General features: G+C 64.4%; 13 protein-coding genes, 1 pseudogene and 1 other annotated feature. Of the genes and pseudogenes, 13 read left to right on the forward strand and 1 reads right to left on the reverse strand.

Translation table 11 applies throughout. The features are described from left to right. Positions 1 to 6: 6 nt before the first annotated feature. On the reverse strand, positions 7 to 2,022 hold the full coding sequence (locus AC1Q49_RS07660; protein ID WP_492491419.1) for an ATP-binding protein: 2,016 nt from the start codon (positions 2,020 to 2,022) through the stop codon (positions 7 to 9). Positions 2,023 to 2,251: 229 nt separating this feature from the next. On the opposite strand from AC1Q49_RS07660, the gene AC1Q49_RS07665 reads away from it, so the two are divergent. The 13 genes and pseudogenes from AC1Q49_RS07665 to AC1Q49_RS07725 all read left to right on the forward strand — a co-directional run bounded on the left by AC1Q49_RS07665 (position 2,252) and on the right by AC1Q49_RS07725 (position 18,813). Then, positions 2,252 to 3,244 (forward strand): PD-(D/E)XK motif protein, encoded by a 993-nt coding sequence (locus tag AC1Q49_RS07665; protein ID WP_492491464.1) that lies wholly within the window; start codon positions 2,252 to 2,254, stop codon positions 3,242 to 3,244. Continuing rightward, positions 3,241 to 6,282 (forward strand): Z1 domain-containing protein, encoded by a 3,042-nt coding sequence (locus AC1Q49_RS07670; RefSeq protein WP_492491421.1) that lies wholly within the window; start codon positions 3,241 to 3,243, stop codon positions 6,280 to 6,282. Before AC1Q49_RS07665 ends, AC1Q49_RS07670 begins: the two co-directional genes overlap by 4 nt. A 12-nt stretch (positions 6,283 to 6,294) precedes the next feature. Beyond that, a complete protein-coding gene (locus AC1Q49_RS07675; RefSeq protein ID WP_295778926.1) occupies positions 6,295 to 6,729 on the forward strand; it encodes a very short patch repair endonuclease in 435 nt (144 codons plus the stop codon). Positions 6,730 to 6,776: 47 nt separating this feature from the next. Further along, positions 6,777 to 8,714, forward strand: a complete 1,938-nt coding sequence (locus tag AC1Q49_RS07680) for a hypothetical protein (protein ID WP_492491424.1) — start codon at positions 6,777 to 6,779, stop codon at positions 8,712 to 8,714. A 105-nt stretch (positions 8,715 to 8,819) separates the two neighbouring features. After that, positions 8,820 to 9,482 carry a hypothetical protein gene (locus AC1Q49_RS07685; protein WP_492491426.1) on the forward strand — a complete coding sequence of 221 codons (663 nt, stop codon included), beginning with the start codon at positions 8,820 to 8,822 and terminating at the stop codon, positions 9,480 to 9,482. After that, a pseudogene (locus AC1Q49_RS07690) lies at positions 9,451 to 10,694 on the forward strand (IS3 family transposase). The gene AC1Q49_RS07685 and the pseudogene AC1Q49_RS07690 overlap by 32 nt, the downstream one beginning before the upstream one ends. After that, positions 9,721 to 9,826: a sequence feature (AL1L pseudoknot), on the forward strand. (Overlaps the previous pseudogene by 106 nt.) Before the next feature lie 131 nt (positions 10,695 to 10,825). Continuing rightward, positions 10,826 to 11,842 (forward strand): hypothetical protein, encoded by a 1,017-nt coding sequence (locus AC1Q49_RS07695; RefSeq protein ID WP_191008741.1) that lies wholly within the window; start codon positions 10,826 to 10,828, stop codon positions 11,840 to 11,842. 223 nt (positions 11,843 to 12,065) lie between these two features. Next, a complete protein-coding gene (locus AC1Q49_RS07700; protein WP_191008740.1) occupies positions 12,066 to 13,295 on the forward strand; it encodes an ABC-three component system protein in 1,230 nt (409 codons plus the stop codon). Further along, complete coding sequence (locus AC1Q49_RS07705) at positions 13,292 to 13,792, forward strand: three component ABC system middle component (protein ID WP_191008739.1); 501 nt, start codon at positions 13,292 to 13,294, stop codon at positions 13,790 to 13,792. Before AC1Q49_RS07700 ends, AC1Q49_RS07705 begins: the two co-directional genes overlap by 4 nt. Continuing rightward, the gene (locus AC1Q49_RS07710) at positions 13,789 to 15,795 is read left to right on the forward strand and encodes a DUF3732 domain-containing protein (RefSeq protein ID WP_191008738.1); all 2,007 of its coding nucleotides are present in this window, start codon (positions 13,789 to 13,791) and stop codon (positions 15,793 to 15,795) included. Before AC1Q49_RS07705 ends, AC1Q49_RS07710 begins: the two co-directional genes overlap by 4 nt. Before the next feature lie 96 nt (positions 15,796 to 15,891). Then, complete coding sequence (locus AC1Q49_RS07715) at positions 15,892 to 16,830, forward strand: AbiTii domain-containing protein (protein ID WP_191008737.1); 939 nt, start codon at positions 15,892 to 15,894, stop codon at positions 16,828 to 16,830. 557 nt (positions 16,831 to 17,387) lie between these two features. Then, positions 17,388 to 17,627, forward strand: a complete 240-nt coding sequence (locus AC1Q49_RS07720) for a helix-turn-helix transcriptional regulator (protein WP_167626542.1) — start codon at positions 17,388 to 17,390, stop codon at positions 17,625 to 17,627. A 4-nt stretch (positions 17,628 to 17,631) separates the two neighbouring features. After that, positions 17,632 to 18,813, forward strand: coding sequence for a tyrosine-type recombinase/integrase (locus AC1Q49_RS07725; protein WP_060960683.1), 1,182 nt, complete (start codon positions 17,632 to 17,634; stop codon positions 18,811 to 18,813). Positions 18,814 to 18,859 lie beyond the last annotated feature (46 nt).

Here is an 18,859-nt window from a genome sequence, read left to right on the forward strand (position 1 = left end):
CGCGCCTCAGCCATCATGGTCTCCATCCGGCGTGGCGCGGCGCAGGCGCCGGATCAGAGACCGTTTGACGAAGACGGGTCGGCTCGGGTGGTCGAGGAGCTGCCAGCCCACGGCGAGCGGTGTTCTGCCCGTGTCCTGAGCGATCCGCGCGATCGGGGTTCCTGACCGGTACGCGGCGACGATCCGGTCCCGTTCTCCGGGCGTGTACACCAAGCCGTGCCGAGGAGACAGGGACTCGTCATCCAGTGGTTCGTCCAGACCGAGTACATGCAGACACAGGACACGGGCGACCGCGCGGCCATCCGCGGAGAGCTGCTGCGCTGTCTCGGCGATCGTCGCACCTTTGCTGTAGAGCTCCGCGATGATCGAAGGGTCGGCTCTCGTGACTTCGGGAGAGCTCTCCGCTGTCTCGCCGACTTGTTCCGGTAGGAACGCCAGTGCGGTGTGATCGGCTGGCTCCGCCGAGACGGGGAAACCATCCGATGCGGCGGAGGTGAGATGCCCGACTTCGTCGAGTCCGCGAAGCGGTGGCGGCGAGGCATTGTCATCCACTGATGGGGTGCTTCTGTAGCCGTCCTCACCGATCTGCTCGAGCAGGGCGTCCATCAGGATTGACTGCCAGGCTTCGATCTCCTCCTTCGTGCCTCTTCTCACATGCTTGCTGGCGAAGCGGTCTTGGAGCAGGAGGTAGGTCAACGTCTTCAGCAGCGGCGCGTCGCCGGTGACACCGCCGATCGCGGTCCGGTAGCCGTCGTTTAGCCAGATTGTGCGGGCTTCCGGGTCGAAGAGGAACACCCGTCCCTCTTCGAGCTGACGCCATCGCATCGCGATGGGCTGGACGTCTTCGCGCTCGCCGATGCGCTCTCGGACGTTCTCCGTCAGGCTCTCAGAGAGTCCTTCGCTCATCGGGATGAGGGGCTTGATGCCGGTCCTTCGCTTGTTCGCGCGTTGGAACGTGTCTCGCGCATCCTCGAGGAACCGTTCGAAGCCGATCCCGTTGGTCGATCGTGCCCGTTGGAGGGCGAGTCCGAATCCTTCGAACGGCCTCACACCGTGCTTCTCGTGGTTGATGCGGAGGTGGGTCTCGAGGGCGGGGGTGAGGTCGATTGCTACGCGCGCGAGTTGGAGTCGGCGATCGGAGTGGGCCTGCTCCAACCATCCCGCGGCGTGGAGGAGACGATCGTTCCGGTAGATGTAGAAGCCCTGCCATTCCCGCCGAGGGCGCCCGAGTAACTCGGCCGAGGCCGACTTCGAGTTCGGCGGAAGTATGTGCAGGGCCGCTGTGAGCTCACATCCGTCGTCGGTCACCCCGGTCACAGAGACCGGGTAGTCGGCGTGGCCCGAGGTCTGGAAGCCGAACGGATCGACCGGTTCCACATTTCGTCGCACGCCGACGAGTGCGATGGCATCGTCGAATACCTCCACACCGATCCGCAGACGACCAGCGGACAAGAGCCGGTGGAACGTGAGCCCGAGTTCGGTCCGCAGAGAACCCACGAGCCGTTCGAGCCACGTCTGCCGTTCGGTCGGGCTCGACGCCCGGGACACGTTCTCCACCCCGCTCCACTCGACGACCGTTCCGGTGCTGTCGAGAGATCCGGGGTCGTCCTCGAACCCGGTCCATGCCGCCTGGTCCGTCAGTACCTCGCCCTGGAAGCCTTGCCGTCCGATGCGTATCGCGCGCGGTACGTCACCTTCGCCCAATGTGAACACGGTCAGCGTTCGCGATTGACTGAGGGAAGCGGCCTTCAAACCCATCCCGAAATGACCGTGGTCGGTGGCGGCGTACTCTCTGCGTTCACCGAGACGCATCGCGAGCTGAAGCTCATCGCCGGACATCCCGTCGCCGTTGTCCCGCACTCGAACGGTGTGCAGTAGCGAGTCGGTAGTCACGAGACGGATTGTGACCGTGCCCGCATGGGCGTCGATGCTGTTGTCGATGAGGTCCGCGAGCGCTGTGGTGAGGGTGTGATCACGGCCGATCGCGGTCAGTACGCCCTTCTCCGGGGGCAGCTCGACCACGCGCGACACGTCGTCTGCGCGGGTCGTGCTTCGTTCCCCCAGCATGCTTCGTCATGGTACCGCCCACCGGCGACATGCCCCTGTCCGCCCGACTCGACACGTGCGCCAGCCCTCTACTCTGGATGGTGTGGGCGGCGACGCCCGCGCCCTGCCTCACGGGTCGCTCCGACTGTAGCCCCTCGGCGGGGTCAGAACGCCATGGGCGACCGCGACGAACGAGGTGGAGCAGATGATCGGTGGAGAGGAGATCGGCCACCTCACCGCCGATGACGTCGAGAAGTACTTTCACCAACCCCTTCCGGCGATTCGCAGGCTGTCCGCACAGCCACCCACCTACCTGCTGATCGACCCCGCGACTGAACGGATCCGACTCAGAGTCCCGCCGGAGTCCGGAGTTCCCGACGTGACTACTTTCGATCGGATCACGTTCGACGTCGTCCAGGAGCTCGGTGAGGACGATGAATGGTTCGAGCTCACCATCGACGCTACGGAGAATCATCACGAGGCGTACCTGGTGATCGCCGCGATTGTCGATCTCGTCGTCAACGGGACCTCATTCACCGACGCCGTTGCAGACGGTCTCCGTTCGTTCCAGGAACTGCTGCTTCGCAAGCGACGGCTGACGGACGAACAACAGATCGGCCTCTTCGGCGAACTGCTCTTTCTCGAGCACGCCCTCACGCACGTCACCGCGCCCGATGTCGTCAACGCATGGGCCGGCGCCGACCGGGAGGAACACGACTTCCTGTTCGACGGGTTCAGCGTCGAAGTCAAGTGCACCCGAAGCGAGGGCAGAATCCACCTCATCGCATCGGCGTCGCAGCTGCAGCCCTCGCCTGATCGTCCGTTGTATCTCCTGTCCGTCCAGGTCACCGCTGCAGGTGCCGCATCGCAGGGGAGAGCGCTCGGCGACCTCGTCGCCGGCATCCGAGAGGATCTCTCCGAGCAGAGCCGGCACCTCTTTGACAAGAAGCTCGAGGATGCCGGCTGGCGCGACGACGACACCGAGCTGTACCCACGACGCTGGTCTCTGCGTTCAATCCCACGCACCTTCCTCGTCGACGATGACTTCCCGGCGCTCACCTCGAAGCGCATCGCCGACTTCGTGCCTCAGTCATCGCATGTCGTCGGTGTGCAATACCGTCTGGATCTCACCCAGTTGGAGGCCGCGGCCGCAATCCCCGAGCTCGTCGACGAGTTCTGCAAGGAGCCACAACCATGAGCGACGAAGAATTCAGACCCGCGATCGAGGGCGCGCTTGCCGGCATGGCACCGCTCGGCCCGCGGGCGCTCCTGGCGGACGTGAATCGCAACCTGGAACCGTTCCAGGTCACGCTCGACGAAGACGGCCTGCTCGCACGGATCCTGGCGGAAGGAGCACCGGAGTCCACCACCTTCCATCTGCAGCTCCTCCAATGGGACGCGGCCGAGGCCACGATCTGGACCGGCGAGACCGCCAAGGACACGGTCGAGCGCCGCTCACTGATCTTCGATCGCCTCGGTCTGAGCCACACCGCGCGAACACATATCGATGAGACCTTCCCCGTGCGAGGACTCGGCGCCGTGCTGATCGCCAACCCGGAATGGGAACCCTGGTACACGACCGAACGAGCCACCCGCCACCAGTTCTACTGGAACGCGTACAAGAGCACGTTGACCATCCCCGCTGAGTCGATCAAGGAACTCGATGCCGCGACAACAGCCATCGTGGCACGACTCAACGACCCCACATCCGCATCCCCCTACCAGAGCAAAGGGCTCGTAGTCGGGCACGTGCAGAGCGGAAAGACCGCGAACTTCACCGGTGTGATCGCCAAAGCCATCGACGCCGGCTACCGGCTCATCATCGTCCTCACCGGCACCTACGACATCCTCCGCAATCAGACCCAGCGACGACTCGACAAGGAACTCATCGGCCGGGAGAACATCCTGGGTGGCGTCGACGAGAAGGACACCGCCGCCATCATCAAGGTCGACTACGCGAACACCGAAGACCGCGACTGGCTCGAAGACAAGTTCCTCCGCCACGGCGTCCGCCCCATCGACGTCCCCGACGTGCCATCCATCCGCAGGCTCACTACCTCCTCTGGCGACTACAAGGCGCTCGCCGCCGGCCTGCCAGCCCTCGACTTCCAGCAAGGGCACGAGATCCAGCACCGCGCGAAGCCGCTATGGCATACCGACAACCTGTTCGGCACCGACGTGCGACTGGCCGTGGTCAAGAAGAACAAGGGCGTGCTCGAAAAGCTCGTCTCGGACCTGACCAAGCTTCACATCAATCTGGGTGACATCCCCACGCTGATCATCGACGACGAGGCCGATCTCGCGTCCGTCAACACCACCATGCCCGGCAAGATCGACTCGGAGGGCAGACAGGCTCGCACCGCGATCAACAAGAAGCTCTCCGAGCTGCTCGCGCTGCTCAAGCGATCGCAGTACGTCGGCTACACCGCGACCCCGTTCGCCAACGTGTTCGTGGATCCCACCGACACCGAAGACATCTTCCCCCGAGACTTCATCCTCTCTCTCCAGCCGCCGCCGCAGTACATGGGAGGTGTGTCCTTCCACGACCTCCGCGCCCTACCGGAGGGCAGTGAGGACGATCCCGCCCTCTCGAACCGTGCCGCGTTCGTGAGGGACCTCGACGACAGGGACGAGGATGAAGAACTCGCGGAGGCACTGGACGCGTTCGTCGTCACCGGCGCCATCAAGCTCTGGCGCGAAGCCAACGGACAGGGAACCTTCTATCACCACACGATGCTCGTCCACGAGTCCGTGCGAACCGAGGAACACAGGGAACTCCGGGAGCGCATCGACGCGCTCTGGCTCAAGAACGCGTACAGCTCTCCGAAGACGAAGGAGCGGCTCCGTGAACTGTACGAAAACGACTTCCACAGGGTCTGGGCGAGCCGAAATACCGCCGAGTGGGGCGCCACGCTCCCGGACGACTTCGACGCCGTCTGGACGTACGTCGGACAGGCAGTCGACCGGATGACCGTGAAGCGCTCTCCCGTGGTCGTCGTCAACGGAGATAAGAACGCCGACTATGAGCAGCTCGACTTCCAAGGCGAGCGGGTGTGGCGCATCCTCGTCGGCGGTGCCAAGCTCAGCCGAGGGTTCACCGTCGAAGAACTCACCATCACCTACTACCGTCGGCGCGCTCTCGCGGCCGACAGCCTCATGCAGATGGGCCGATGGTTCGGCTATCGCAAGGGATACCGCGATCTGGTCCGTCTTTACATCGCCCGCAGGGCCACCGACAACCGCGGACGAGAGTACGACCTCTACGGCGCGTTCGAGAGCATCCTCCGCGACGAGGAGGACTTCCGTGCTCAGCTGCGGACGTTCGCTCAGATGACGAACGACGGACACCCCGTGGTCCGCCCGATCGACGTCCCGCCCCTGGTGTTTCAGGAACTCCCGTGGCTCAAGCCGACAGCACGAAACAAGATGTACAACGCGGAGCTCGACGTACAGGGGCAGGGCGGAATCGTCCAGGATTTCCCTCGTCAACCCGACAGGGACGCGAACGCCAACCCGACGCACTTCAACCTCGTACGCGACTGGGTGGAACGGCTTTCGGAGCCCGTGCAGTTCACCTACCGGGAGTTGTCCAACGGGCTCGAGGCGTTCGACAACGACCAGCTGGACGACACGAACTCCGCCGAACGCCCCTTCCTCGCACGATATGCGATCGTCCCCGCGGCTGAAGTCCGCGAGCGCCTCGCCGGCTTCCAATGGACACCCGGCTTCAACTTCGCGCCCCACCTCCGCTTCATGGACCAGGCGATCGAAACCGGAACCCTGACCGACTGGGCGGTACTCGTCCCCGAACTGTCTGGCAATCAACACCGGAACGTCGACGGCGTCTCGGTCGCAATGGTGAACCGCATCCGCCGCGGAGATCGCGCCGGATTCTCCGGAAGCTCCTTCCGGCAACGTCACGCGCTGCAGCACATCGCGGGACACCCTCGACTCCGATTTGGCGGGCCTGTCGCGGACGATCTGTCGCAGCCCGGGACTCGTGGAGCAGTCCTCCTTACCTTCGCCGCCGATCCGGTCCAGCCCGCCGGGCTCAGCCCAGCGGAGAAACGAGAACGCGCCGACCACAAGAAGTGGCCGCAGGATGTGGCGTCCGCCGACGTTGCAACCCTGTTCTCGATGGTGCTGCCTTACGCGTCGGCACCTGAAGGCAGGCTCGGCTTCCGCGTTCGACAGGAAGGCAACATCCCGATCGTCGACGTTCCGAAGAAGAAGTAAAGGGGACTCACCATGGGCGGCACGTCATGGGCCTCGTCAGAGGGTGTGCGGCGCTCGATGGTCGCGAACCGCGGACGCGACACTGGTCCCGAACTCGCAGTCCGACGGATTCTCCACGCGAAAGGTCTGCGCTATCGCGTCGACTTCGCCCCGCTCGGGGGCCGTAGACGAGCCGACATCGTCTTCACACGTCCGCACATCGCGGTCTTCATAGACGGATGTTTCTGGCACGGCTGCCCCGACCACTACACCGCGCCTGTCCGCAACGGCGATTTCTGGGCGGAGAAGGTCCGGTCCAACGTGTCGCGAGACGCGGAGACAACTGAGGTTCTCAGCGCGGCGGGGTGGTTGGTGCTCCGATTCTGGGAACACACAAGTGCACCGGACATCTGCGATCGGATCGTCCTGAGTTTGGACCATCGTCCGCCCGCCCGGACACTCTCGTGACGCTGCCACCACGCGCCATTGAGAGACTCTTGGCGCCGATACGCGGTGTGTCGGCTCTGCCTCGCTCCGCCCGTGATTATCACACCGTTCCTATTGATGAACCGCCCTGGCGGTGGCATGCGGATGCCCTTGCGGACGCCATCACATCGCTGAGCCAGGACCTCCTACCTCCCGGAGATGGTTACAAACAACTGCAGGGCTGGGTCGATCAGTTGTTGCAGCGACGCGACCGTGCTGTCAGTCTGCTCTTTTCGCTCGAACCGTTCGCACCATATGATCCGCTCCGGGCAGATGAGCTGCTGGACCTGCTCGACGAGCTCCCGGCGCACCTGATCACCGCGATCGAAGCCGATGGCCCGGTCAGTGCGGGTATCGGAAGCGCACTTGCCGACGCAGCCGACTGGTGGTCCTCCCGCAAGTCCGGTGGGGACGGCCAGTGCCTGCGACGAGCTTTCGGAATGGATATCCCGCCAGCCGGAACTCAGGGTTCCTTTCGAGCGGAACGGGTCCTGCAGCACTATGCGTATCGAGGCTCAGACCTGCTCATCCAGCTGATCCCACACCTTGTTTCACTAGGCATACCGCACGTGACTGACGTGCTCGCCGGCGTGTACGCAGTCGGCCAGATCGTCGACTGCGACGACCCGATCGCTGCGTACGTCGCCACAAACACGTTGGTCAACAGGTATCTCGCCGCCGATCCCACGATTGCTGATCAATTCCGAGAGCATCTGCGGGCGGCGGAACCCGCACTGCACCGAGCTCGCTTGGCCGCTACCCGCGCTTATGAGAGCGTGCTCACGCAGACGGACGACTCGGAAGCGCGAGCTCTGGCGCTCGCCGATGCTTACAAGAGGACGATTGAGGGTCCCGTTCGTCAGTACAGCTGGGCGGCCCACTGTCTCCGAGTAGGGGAGTGGAGCACGCCTCCAATGCTCGCGAACCTGAGGGAGCGGCTGGTTAGTGAAGGTGGGGCGTTGGGGGCGCTCGTGAGTAGTGTCGTGTTGCCCGACATGCGAAACAGCGAAACCCACGAGACCCTCATTTGGGACGGATTCACCGACCAGTTCGTCACCGAAAGCGGCCGCGTAGACGTCGTGCACGTCGCGGCAGCTTTGAGCCTTGCCACCTCGTTCGTGCAGGGTTCGGAGGCCGGGCTCGCAGCCATTCGCGCTCTCCACATCAGAGCCGATGCCGGGACTCTCCCGTCCGCGGAAGAGGAAGGCAGGATGCCGGCCTGGGATCGTGCGCGTGCGTTTTTCGGCACCAACCGAATGACTCTCCTCGAGGCGCGGCTAAACACGCCCCATGCCCATTTCCGCGTCCAGCAGGTCGAACACCGCGACATCAACCCGTGTTTCCAGGCGCTTGTCCTCGCTCGACGCCTCCTTCCCCGAACGGAGAGATTCGAAGTCAGCACGGTCGAGAGCACCGGTCCACTCATTACGGTCGACGCAAGCGCACTCGACGCAACGATGCCGTCCTGGGACTTCGCCGTGTCCCACCTCGATCAGATGCCACTCTCGACCTTCCTGCCTGCGAACCTGGACGCGCGCACGAGACTGGAGCCGAAACCCCTTGCGTTGCGGTCGGCCTCATGGATCGCAGTCGACGACGCTGTCGGCGTAATCGACGGAAGCCCGGAACGCTGGGATGATGACATCAGACGATTGATCGACACTCGCCTTCGAGTTGTCGAGATCGCCGTCGCATCCACAAGGCGATGGATCGATGTGCCGAACACGAGACTCGAAAGCGTTCAGCATTCGATCGCGGAGCTACGCATCTGGATCGCCGACGAATCTCCCCTTCAAGCCGCGCTGGCCGATGAGCAGCCATCCATGTCTCGACTCCGTACACAGTGGAATCAGTGGGGCCCTGTAGTGCGCCATCCGCTGATACCCGAGGTGCCGCCCACCGGTGAGTTCCAAGCGCTGCCCGCGCTCCGATCGACACCGGACTCGATGCACTATCGCACCCTTTGACGACCAAGGGAGTGGCTTCGTGTGGGCGAGCCGCCTGGTGCGAAGCATCACCTTCGTCAGCGGGGTTCGTGGAGAATCGAAGGACACGGTCCTACGGTTAGACCTGTGATGCTGAAGGCGCCAGTTGCTGACGAGATGGTGTGGGCCAGTGTCACGCGCCCTCCGGTTCCGCTCGTTTACCTCGACCTGAACCACTACATTCAGCTCGCGAAGGCGCGACTCGCCGAAGCGGGCCACGTGAGCGAGAACGGGCGTCCCGTCGTCGTGCTCGCCGGATACGCAGACCTTCTGGCCGCCGCCCGTCGCGCGAAAGAGGAGGGGCGAGCGCAGTTTCCGCTATCCGGCACCCACTTCATGGAAGTCGCGCACCGCGTCCCGAGCCCACGGCAACGTAGCCACGTAGCCGACGTCATGGCGGAGCTCTCCGACTTCACATACCTCCTCGGCCGTCCCTGGTTGGTGCAGATGGAGATTGCGGCGGGCCTGGACAACTTGTACGGGACCGAGCCGAGTTACGCTCCCACCCCACTCCTTGAGGGCTCCGCGCTGTGGGCATTCGGTCAGCAGGGCGGGTTCAGATTCATCGACAAAGCCGGCAACGACCTCGGACCCCAGATCCGTAAGGATCTCGGCGACGCCGCGTACGAGGCGCAACTGGCCAAGATGAACCACATGCGCGAACGCAAACTGAATCGGCCTGACTTTCGTTCCGTTCTTCAAGCAAGGATGGAACTCGATGAACAGGAAGTACTCGCCGGAGATGCGTGAGCGGGCGCTCAGGATGCTCGCGGAGACGCGGCCGTGGCACTCGACGATGATGAGCGCGGTCCGTCACGTGGCCGGTCTGCTCGGGATGAGCCCCGAGACGCTGCGGCTCTGGCAGCGTCGCTACGAGGTCGACGCCGGCGTGAAGCCCGGGCTCACGACCGATGCGGCGGCGGAGATCAAGCGGCTGCAGAAGGAGAACGCCGAGCTGTGGAAGGCGAACAAGATCCTCAAGGCTGCGAGCGTGTTTTTCGCGAAGGAGCTCGACCGTCCCTGACCGAGATGATCCGGTTCATCGACGAGTACCGGGATCGTTTCGGGGTCGAGCTCATCTGCCGTGTCCTCCGACCGGCAGTTCAAGGGTTCCTCACTTCCCGCGGCTATCGCGCCGCCGTCGGTCGTGCGCCGTCAGCGCGTCGGCTGCGCGACGACCTCCTCGTGCCGGAGATCGCCCGGCTGCATGCGGAGAACTACGGCGTCTACGGGCGGCGGAAGATGCATGCGCTGATGCGCCGGCAAGGTTGGGACATCGGCCGCGACCAGACCGAGCGGCTGATGCGGCTGGCCGAGGTGCGCGGGGTGAAGAAGTCGAAGCGGGTGTTCACGACGAAGACCGATCGGACGCAGTCGCTGCCGCAGGATCTCGTTAACCGGAGATTCACGGCCGACGGCCCGCGCCGGCTCTAGGTCTGCGTCTGCGACGTGACCTACGTCGCGACATGGTCTGGGTTCGCCTACGTCGCGTTCGTCACCGACGTCTACTCGAGGCGGATCGTGGGATGGAACGTCGCCGCCACGCTCAAGGCCGAGATCCTGCCGCTGCAGGCCCTCGATTTGGCCGCGTGGGACGCTGGCGGCGAGCTCACCGGGCTGACCCACCACTCGGACCACGGCTCGAACTACATGGCGATGGTCTACACCGACCGTGTCGTCGAACTCGGCGCCGTCCCCTCCACCGGAACCGTCGGCGACTCGTTCGACAATGCGATGGCCCAGGCAGTGAACAACCTCTACAAGACCGAGCTCATCCGTCAGCGCGGCCCCTGGCGGACAGTCGAGCAGGTCGAGCTCGCGACCCTCGAATGGGTGTGGTGGTGGAACAACCAGCGCCTCCACGGAGAGCTCGACATGCGCACCCCGATCGAGGTCGAGGACGCGTACTACGCTGACCAAGAATCAGGCCAACCGGCACCTGCCGGACAAGCCTCCCGATAGGAACGAAAGTCAGGCCGATTCAGATCGCGTTACCGGCGCCAGCGGGCGGCGAATCAGATATGTATCCGAGAGGCTGAAGACGTCGGCAAGTCTGACAGCAGAGCCACGGTTGCGGACGTCAGTATAAGGGCGTGCTGCGCGTCTACCTCGACCAGAACAAGTGGATCGACCTCGCTCGCGCAGCGACAGGTCACCCCCAGGGCACAGCGTTCATCGAGGCTCTGGCTGCCGCACGCGCCGCGGTAGTAGCAGGCACGGTGGTGTTCCCCCTCGATCTGTACCGCTACTGGGAGACGAGCAAGCGTAGCCACGATCGATCTCGGAATGACGTCGTAGATGTGATGCGCGAACTTGCTCAGCAGCAGACCATGGCGCTCCCTCTGGGGATCCTGGATATGGAACTGGATGCTGCGCTACAGCGCCGCTTCGGACGCCCTGAAAGCTTGCGCCAGCAGACGGTCTTCGGAACCGGGCTACGGCACATCACCGGAGACCGGATCAACTGGCCCGAGCCCGACTACAGTGCCTTGCCGGGCGGTGGTGCATCGATTCCTGGCGATCGACGATCGCACTTGGAACTCGCTCTCATCGAAGTGATCGAAGAACACCTGCATCGCGCTGGTCCCGACACGTTCCGCGCTGCGGGCTTCGATCTTGCCGCCGCCGACCACGGCAAGCGCTTCGTCGAGTTCGAGAACAAGGTTGCCGCCTCCATCGCGGAATACGGGCTGACGGGAGGAGCCGTCGACCAAGCGGTTCGCGGCGCAGACCTCGGAGACATCCGACCGGCGGTGACCCAGGCGCTCGGGCGCATCGGTGTTACCTGGGACGAGTTTGTCGACCACGCCACCGTTGCTGACCTGATGAGATTCATGGACGACCTGCCCACTCGTTACGTCAGCAACGTCATGCGCTCCGATAAGCACCGCCAGACCGAGCAGAAGTGGGAGCCGAACGATTTCATCGATGTTGTTGCCCTTCCTGTCGCGGCGGTGTACTGCGACGTTGTCGTCACCGAGCGGCAGTGGGTCCACCGGCTGCGTCAGGGCCACGTTGATCAGCGTTACGACACCGTGCTGCTCAGCAACACAGCGGACCTCGTCAACGTCCTCGCAACGGAGGCTGACTCCACGCAAGCTTCCGTCTAGCGCGATCTCATGCACGCGTGCCCTCGCCGCAGATCGTGAGGATCACCCCTCCGGTGTCGGCGATGGTCTCGGCATGCTGTGTGGGAGTCGAGCGACACGATGAAGCGACCGCGGAAGCAAGAAAAGGGACGCTAGGGGAGCTGTCTGCAATAGTTCGGGGCGGCAGCGACACGCACCAGTGAGGGACCGCGGCATGACGGAGCTCGCTGCTACCGTCATGCTCATGAGCATCGCCGCCCCCAACCGATTCAGCGCGGCCGGGTCTGCTCTCGGCTATCTCGCGCAGGTTGAGTATGCTCTGCTGATCCCGCTACAGCGAATGGAGGGCGAGGTCAGTTTCCGCATCTCGCTAGAGACGATCGACGACATCACCTTCGAAGATGACGGCGACGCTCGCGAGCTCTGGCAGATCAAGCACCATGTCAATAGCCGAGGCTCCCTGAGCGACGCCAGCACCGACCTTTGGAAGACCCTGCACAATTGGATCGAGTCCGACGGCGACAACGCGGCCTTCTTCCTCCTGACTACCACGACCGCGCCACCCGGATCCGCCTCCAGTCTGCTCGCCCCTGACCGTAGCGATCGCGACGTCACCGCGGCGCGGGCGAAGCTTGATACGGTCGCCCGCGCGGGGGGCAATCAGGGGCACGCCGCTTACCACGCTAAGTATCTCTCGCTGAATGAAGATCAGCGGCGGGCGTTGCTGGCCCGGGTCACCGTGCTTGACGCCGCCGTCGACGCTGCGACCCTCACCGAACGGCTTCTCGGCACAGTGCGAAAGACCACAACGGCGCCGCGACGACTGCCGCTCGTGGAGCGCCTGCGTGGCTGGTGGCACGGACGGGCGATGAACCATCTCACCCGTGTCGCCGGTGGGACGGCGGATTGGATCGACTTGGAGGAGATCGAGGCACGTCTGCTGCTGATCGCCGACTCCCTGCGCGACGACAACCTTCCGCTCGACTTCGGGGATGCCCCTCAGCCGACCGAACAGGAAGTCCACGAGGATGACCGGATCTTCGTCGAGCAGCTCAAGCTCATCCTGCTGCACCATGACCGGATTCGGCATGCCGTCTACGATCACAACCGCGCCTTCCTGCAACGCTCCCGCTGGCAGCGCGAGCAACTGCTGAACATCGGAGAACTCGACACCTACGACCGACGCCTTATCGAAGAATGGAACCGGGTGTTCCTCCCAGTTAGCGAATCCGTCCCGGAACAAGCCGACGCCGACGCCGACAAGCACCGCCGCGCTCGAGAGCAATACATGATCCTCCAGGGACGCGACCTCCCCGAGATTCGCAGGGATGTCCGCTCCGGCTACATCCCGCTCGGCTCGCTCCACATCCTCGCCGACAGGCTCGAGATCGGCTGGCACCCCGACTGGGTCGAGCTGCTCCGTCACCGCCTCGATGAAGTCCGCCTCGCTGGCGCAGCCGAGGGTGCCGCATGACCGTCGCTGCCGTCCCCGCCGCGCTGGACTCCGAATCCAGCGCGCTATTCAACCCCGCTTTCTGCTCGGTACTACTCCAGCGTGCGTGCACCGAGTACGCGGCGAAGGCGCAGCAAGCGCTCCCCATCGTCTACGCCTTCCTGATCTTGCCCAGCGCATTGCACAAGCCCACGCGGGACGCCCTTCCTGGGAGGACCTCAGCATCGATGTGGCCGTGGCTGCGTGACCACCCGCTGCTGCTGATGGACCTTCCCGACCGGGCTCGCAGCTTCCGCCCCTACACCGCCGCCGCTATCATCTATGGCCTTACTCACACGATCCTCAACAGTGGCCCCGGGACGATCGCCGCGGGGACGCTCAGTCGCCGGCGCGCTAATCTTCAGCCCACCGCGGACTGGATCGCGTGTCAGAAGGCTGCTGGCTTCCTCGGCAAATGGTTCGCCGGCACCGATGCCGACGAGCCCACGACCCTCGCCCAGTGGGGAGTGCGACCATGATGCAACTGGACACCCTCGTCCTCTACAGCCGAACCGGGCAAACCCGAGAACTCCAATTTCGGCCCGGCGAGCTCAACATCATCAGCGGCGAATCCGGTACCGGAAAGAGCAGCCTGATCGGCATCCTCCGCTTCCTCCTCGGAGGCGACAGCCCCCACGTGCCGCTCGGTCCCATCCAGAGCGCCGTCGCCTGGTACGGGCTGCTCGCTAACGTCGATGACACCAAGTTCTTCATCGGACGCCCCGCACCTGCGCACGGGGCAACCACCGCACAAGTGATGCTCATCGTCGGCCAGGACCAAGCCCCGCCCTTCGAAGAGCTCGACACCAACTCGAACACCGACGACCTGGTCGACTACCTCGGCGGCCTCATCGGCATCGAGGAGAACCTGCACGTCCCTGCCGAAGGGCAGACTCGCCGAGCCTTGGCGGCCAACCTGCGCCACGCGCTCTACTACGTCTTCCAAGGTCAAGGGGAAGTCGCTAACCCCGACATCCTTTTCCACCATCAGAACCGCGAATTCCAGAAGCAGGCCATCCGCGACACCCTGCCGTACTTCCTCGGCGCACAGGACCCAGACGCGCTGCGCAAGCGAGAGGATCTCGCCGCACTGCGCCGCGACATCCGGCGACACAGCCTCCAGCTCGACGAAGCCCGCCTCACCCGGCAGCTCGGCGTAGGCCGCGCCGCCGGGCTCATCGCCGACGCGAAAGACGCCGGACTGCTCCCTATCGACACCGTCCCCACCGACGCCGGTGAGGCGTTCCGGCTGCTCACCGAGATCCTGAACGCCGAGGAACCGCCACCCAGGGTGGACACCGTCGACAGTGCCTCCGAAGCCAACGGCCTCCTCGAACGGCGCACCACGCTGCGGAACAGTGTGCGCGAGCTCAACGACAAGATCCACGGCCTCGAGGAGTTCGCCAGAGTCGACTCCGACTACAGCGACGAGCTCAACGAGCACCGTGCCCGTCTGGCCTCCATCGGCTTGATCCCCGACGCGATCGACGAGCACCCCGCGTGCCCGATCTGCCAGACACCGCTGAGCGATCCCGGCGTCCATGATGCCCTCGAGCACAACCTCGGACGAGTCTCCCGCCGGCTCGAGCTCGCTCAGCGCGACCAACCCCGCGTCAGCGCCGCGCGCGCCGGCCTCGTCCAAGAACGCGCGCAAGTGCGCGCCGAGCTGACCGACATCGAGGCCGCCCTTGACGCCCTGGCCCGAACCGATGACATCCGCGCGGCAGCGCAACGCGCCTGGGACCACCAGAGCTTCGTCCGCGGCCGCATCGCCCAGTACCTCGACACCACGACCCTGGAGACGGACGACACCATCCAGTCGCTGGAGCGCACGATCGAAACCCTCGAAGCGCAGGCCGAGCGGCTCTCAGACGCCCTCGACCCCGAGGCGCTGCGATCGCGAGTGGACTCACAGCTGGCCATAGTCGGACGGCGGATGACAGAGCTTGCGCGATCCCTACCTCTCGAGCATTCCGACCACAGCGTTCGCATCGACCCCTACCGGCTCACGGTGGTCGCCGACACACCAGAGGGCCCGGCCTACATGGACGCCGGAGCCATCGGCAGCGGCATGAGCTGGGTCGGCTACCACCTGACCGCCTACCTCGCCCTTCAGCACTTCTTCATCGAAACGAACCGCCCAGTGCCTCGCTTCATCGTCCTGGACCAGCCCAGCCAGGCGTTCTTCCCCCGCGACCGCGAAAGCGGCGGCGACCTCACCGAACTCAACGACACTGACCGCCACAACACGCGCAAGCTCTACAAGTTGATGTTCGACACCGTTCAGGAGCTGGATGGCAAGCTCCAGATCATCGCCTTCGACCACGCCGACTTCAGCGACGACTGGTTCCAAGACTCCATCATCGAAGCCTGGCGGGACGGTGACGCCCTCGTCCCTCGCGACTGGATCCAGACCGCCACCACCGAGCAGCGCGCCCTCCCAGAGGGAGTCAGCGATGAAGAGACCTTAGCCGACGGATGAGCGCAGAACTCCACTTCGCGCGAAGGGCAACACCGTGCCCCAGGACTCGAGTCTGCCGATAGAGTCAGCCTCGACTCACAGAGGGAGGAAGCCGACATGACCGACTCTCTGCTGCGTGCCCTCCGCGAGACGGCGCTCGATGAGTCCGAGCCGCTCGCCGGCCTGCTGCGCAAGTGCCTGCTGCTCGGCGCCGAGACGGGGTCGGACTCCCTGCGCCAATGGGCACGGAACGAGCTGAATGGCTACGAAGAAGGCGTCGACGTACCGCCCTACCGGAGCCTCCCCACTCCGCCGATCTCCGTCAACTCGATCAGCGGCAACACCCACGTCCAGGGCCAGAAGTTCCATCGCATCGAGCTGCCTCAGAAGGCTCAGAAGGGTGTGCCCGAGCACTTTCCGTTACGGCAACCCGTTGAGGAGCTCGAACGACTAGTGACCCTGGGCGATGTCTCATTCACGAGCGCCGGCCTGGCGTATGCGCAGATGGTGTGGAACCAGGAGCTCGAATCGCCTTTCCAACAAATCATCGGTATGTCCTTCACGATCTCCGGATCGGCCATCGCTGGCGTGCTCGGCCAGATTCGAACCCAGCTCGTCGACGTCATAGCCGACCTGACGGCCTCCACCCCGCTCACCGAACTGCCTCGCAAGGATCAGGTTGATGCCGCCGTGAGTCAGCACATCGGCACGCAGTACAACACGACGATCCACGCTTCCAACGGCCCGACGGCGATCGGTACCGAGGCTCGTGCCAGTACTAAGGGGATCAGTCTCAAGGAAGCGATTCAGCTGCTCGACGGCGTGCGCGCAGCCGCCGAGCAGGTCCCCGGCACCGACAGTGCCGAGCTGCTCCGTGCGGTTGAGGAACTGCGCGCTGCAGCCGAGCATGAAGCGCCGGAAACGGGTGAGGTTGTCAGGAAGGTCGGCAAACTGCGGGCCGCCGCCGACAAGATCGGGCTGCCCGTGCTCACCGCTGCCGTCGGCGGAGTCGTGGAAGCCTTCACATCGCTCGCCGTCGGCGGCGCCTTCGGCTGAGCGGCTTTCAATCGTCGCGAGACCTTGGCACACCTCTGTGTAAGCGGGCGCGAAGGGGAACCTCCCTATTCACCGCTCTCTATAGAAGAGGAACAGGAACGCGCGCGAACTCCTCTGATCACGCGCGACCCGGGACGCACCTTCCTGTGTGACGCTCTTCGAGAGTTCCTCCATAAACCCCCCGAAAACGCCGACGGAGTTGTTGCCAGCTGCCAAGAGCCGGGACCTGGCCGGGACCTGAAGCATGCAAACCATGCAATCCATGACGTGAAATGACGCCGTTTGAGTCGCAGGGGTCCCCGGAAAATCAAGGAACCAGGCCGAACCGTCTACCTGGGGGTCAAGGGGTCGCAGGTTCAAATCCTGTCATCCCGACCGGAGAGTCCCGGGAACCTAAGGGTTCCCGGGACTTCTTAGTTGGTGAAACATGACCCTGTCACCGAATTCCTACCTAATTGACCGTCTTCGGCGCCTCGGCAATCAGTCGGCATCGGCACGCGCGAGTTCGCGGCGGTTGTCTCCGATTGATCGTGCGACGCCCGGCGCACCTATCTGGTATGAACGCAGACGACAGCCTCTCCCTCGAGATGTGGGGCTTGGAGCAGCTTCTCGACATCAACGAGCTCGCCGCCTATCTTCGCGTTCCCGTCTCGACGATCTACGAGTGGCGGATGAAGGGTCGTGCACCGCGAGCTCACCGATACGGCAAGCATCTGACGTTCGCTGTCTCGGACGTGCGTGCTTGGGTCGACGCTCAGCGAGAGCCCGAAGCGTCGCCACTCGCCGATCGGCGGTGACCCGATGAGCCGGCAGCGGCTTGCGATCGGTACATTCGGTGAGATCGGATTTCTGCCGGCCGCCGGGGGCCGCGTGGTCGCGCGGGCTCGCTACCGCGACTGGGACGGCCGCACGAGGCAGGTCCAGGTCACTGCCGCGACGGCTGCTCTCGCCGAACGCACGCTGAAGGTGAAGTTCTCAACGAGAAGCTTCTTCCAGCCCTCTACTTCCGTGCTCACGCCCGACAGCCTGTTCTCACAACTCGTCGACTACTGGCTTGACGACGTGGATCAGGAGGGCCGGGTGTCGACGACCACACGGCAGTTGTACGAGCGCAACATGCGAACCCTCGTCATGCCGGCGATCGGCAACCTGACGCTGCGCGAGATCGGCGTCGCACGTTGCGATCAACTCCTCAAGCAGCTGAACAAGCGAAGCTACAGCCGAGCGAAGCACGCGCGCGTCGTGCTTCGCCTGGCGTTCGGCCTGGCGGTGCGACATGAGGTCCTGCCGCGCAATCCAATGGACCACGTCGCTCGACTGACTCGGCAGACAAGCACGCCCGATGCGCTGACCCCTGTCGAAGTGACTGCCATCCGCACGGCGATCGCCGTGTGGGAGGCTGGCCGCGCGATATCCGGACCAAAGCCCGACGGGCAGCTCAGCGCAATCGTCGAGGTCATGCTCGGAACGTCCGCGCGCATCGGCGAGGTGCTCGCCATTCGACGCCGCGACGTCGACATCACGAGCGCGGTGCCCTCAGTTCGCATCGCTGGCACGATCGTCAGCAACAAGGGTGAGCCCACCCAACGGCAGGACCACCCGAAGACCGCGAAGTCTCGGCGCACAGTCGCGATTCCGACGTTCACGGCCGAGGCCGTCCGTCGACGTCTGGCCCGACTCAGCGATGCGTCGCTCGACGCGCTGCTGTTCTGTACCCGAGAGGGCACGCCCCTCACGACGAACAACGTGCGACGCCAGCTTCGACGGGTCATGGAGCTCGCCGGCATCACCGGGGTCACGCCGCACGCATTCCGCCGCACGGTCGCGACGGCGATCAATGAGCGGGCCGGCGTGGAGCTTGCGGCGGAGCTACTGGGCCACACAGATCCAAAGATCACCGTCCAGCACTACATCCGGCGCAACGAGATGGTGAACCCGGCGACGGCTGAACTTCTGGAACGTGCGTTCTCGAAAGAGGCTTGATCGCCGCAGGGTGGGAGTGGTTCGCGCACCTACAGGTATGACCGAT

This window comes from Microbacterium sp. MPR-TSA4 (assembly GCF_058792815.1).

Excerpts from the sequence above, each read along its gene's own strand:
- AC1Q49_RS07665 (WP_492491464.1), top strand. The coding sequence starts at position 2,252 with ATGATCGGTGGAGAGGAGATCGGCCACCTCACCGCCGATGACGTCGAG.
- AC1Q49_RS07670 (WP_492491421.1), top strand. The coding sequence starts at position 3,241 with ATGAGCGACGAAGAATTCAGACCCGCGATCGAGGGCGCGCTTGCCGGC.
- AC1Q49_RS07675 (WP_295778926.1), top strand. The coding sequence starts at position 6,295 with ATGGGCGGCACGTCATGGGCCTCGTCAGAGGGTGTGCGGCGCTCGATG.
- AC1Q49_RS07700 (WP_191008740.1), top strand. The coding sequence starts at position 12,066 with ATGAGCATCGCCGCCCCCAACCGATTCAGCGCGGCCGGGTCTGCTCTC.
- AC1Q49_RS07705 (WP_191008739.1), top strand. The coding sequence starts at position 13,292 with ATGACCGTCGCTGCCGTCCCCGCCGCGCTGGACTCCGAATCCAGCGCG.
- AC1Q49_RS07710 (WP_191008738.1), top strand. The coding sequence starts at position 13,789 with ATGATGCAACTGGACACCCTCGTCCTCTACAGCCGAACCGGGCAAACC.
- AC1Q49_RS07715 (WP_191008737.1), top strand. The coding sequence starts at position 15,892 with ATGACCGACTCTCTGCTGCGTGCCCTCCGCGAGACGGCGCTCGATGAG.
- AC1Q49_RS07720 (WP_167626542.1), top strand. The coding sequence starts at position 17,388 with ATGAACGCAGACGACAGCCTCTCCCTCGAGATGTGGGGCTTGGAGCAG.
- AC1Q49_RS07725 (WP_060960683.1), top strand. The coding sequence starts at position 17,632 with ATGAGCCGGCAGCGGCTTGCGATCGGTACATTCGGTGAGATCGGATTT.